Origin of the sequence: Pseudomonas sp. K5002 (assembly GCF_013386655.1) — a bacterium.
Classification (GTDB): Bacteria; Pseudomonadota; Gammaproteobacteria; order Pseudomonadales; family Pseudomonadaceae; genus Aquipseudomonas.
In genome coordinates this window covers 519-1959 of record NZ_JACARK010000952.1, presented here as the reverse complement: position 1 = coordinate 1959, position 1441 = coordinate 519, and the positions used below count along the sequence as shown (strand labels likewise).

The window sequence follows — 1441 nt, the reverse complement described above, 5'->3', positions numbered from 1 at the left end:
CCGACGTGTCCTTCCTGCCGGCCATGCAGCGCCGGCGCCTGAGCCGCCTGGCGCGCATGGCCTTCAGTGTGGGCTGGCCCCTGGCCGAAGGCTTGCAACAGTTGCCATTGGTGTTTGTTTCCCGTCACGGCGAAACCCCACGCACCCTCGATATTCTCAGCGACCTGGCCAACGACGAGCCCCTGTCGCCGACCCAGTTCAGCCTGTCGGTGCATAACGCGGTGATTGGCCTGTGGTCGATCCTGCGCAATGAAACCAGTGAAATGACCGCCCTCGCCGCCGCCGGCGATGGCCTGGAGCACGGCATGCTCGAAGCCGCTGCCCTGCTCAATGAAGGCGCACCGGCTGTATTGCTGATCATTACCGAGGAACAGCCCCCCGAAGCCTATGCGCGCTGGATCGAGGACGTGCCCTTCCCCTACGCCCTCGGCCTGCTGCTGACACCGGGCGACGAGTGGCAGCTGGAACTGAATACAGCCGCTGTCCAACCCACCACCAAAGCCCAGTGGCCCCACGCCCTGAACCTGCTGCGCACCCTGCTGAACGAACAGGGCGCCTGCCAACATGCCTGGAAGAACCGAGTATGGAACTGGCAACGCAAGTCCTGACCGAAAAGCCCCGGAAGGCCTACTACTGGCGCCTGTTCGCCACTGCCACCGCCTTCGCCCTGTTTGGCCTCGGCGGCCTGTGCCTGCGTGTCCTGGTGTTTCCGCTGCTCAGTTGCCTGCCGGGTGATGCCAAACAGCATCAGCGACGCGCCCGCCACACCATCAGCTGCCTGTTCTGGTTGTTTATCCGCATGATGACGCGCCTGGGCATCCTGACCTACAGCGTCGAAGGCGCGGAAAAGCTCGGCCGCCCGGGCCAGATGATCATTGCCAACCACCCATCGCTGGTGGACGTGGTGTTCCTGATCGCCCAGATGCGCCAGACCAACTGCGTGGTCAAGCAGAGCCTGTGGCAGAACCCCTTCACCCGGGGCCCGGTGCGCGACGCCGGCTACATCAGCAACGACGGCAGCGCCGACATGCTCGACGCCGCCGCCGATGCCCTGCGGGACGGCCAGACCCTGATCATTTTCCCGGAAGGTACCCGCACCTCACCGGGCCAGGCACCGACCTTTCATCGCGGCGCCGCCGCCATTGCCCTGCGCGGTGCGAGCATCATCACCCCGGTAGTGATCAAGGTCAGCCCCACCACACTGACCAAGGCCGAACCCTGGTATCGCATCCCGAATCGCCGCTTTCACTTCAGTTTGCGCGTGGGTGCCGATATAGAACCACAGGCGTTTGCCGCACAAGGGCCCGCGCCCCAGGCATCACGCAAGCTCAACGATTACCTGCACCAGTATTTTATTAAGGAGCTCGCCGAAGATGAGCGACCAACACCGCCTTGAGCACGACATAAAAACGCTGATCATCGAGGCCCTGGGCCTGGAAGA

2 protein-coding genes and 1 pseudogene are annotated in these 1441 nt (G+C 63.8%); all 3 read left to right on the top strand.

Annotated features, from left to right (window positions below; translation table 11 throughout):
* Positions 1-608, top strand: a 608-nt coding sequence (locus HX846_RS31585) for a beta-ketoacyl synthase chain length factor (RefSeq protein WP_178966902.1), incomplete at its 5' end; no start/stop codon positions are given.
* Positions 584-1396 carry a 1-acyl-sn-glycerol-3-phosphate acyltransferase gene (locus HX846_RS31580; RefSeq protein WP_102367952.1) on the top strand — a complete coding sequence of 271 codons (813 nt, stop codon included), beginning with the start codon at positions 584-586 and terminating at the stop codon, positions 1394-1396. The genes HX846_RS31585 and HX846_RS31580, both read left to right, overlap by 25 nt.
* Positions 1374-1441 (top strand): annotated as a pseudogene (locus tag HX846_RS39900) (acyl carrier protein); the annotation flags it as partial. The gene HX846_RS31580 and the pseudogene HX846_RS39900, both read left to right, overlap by 23 nt.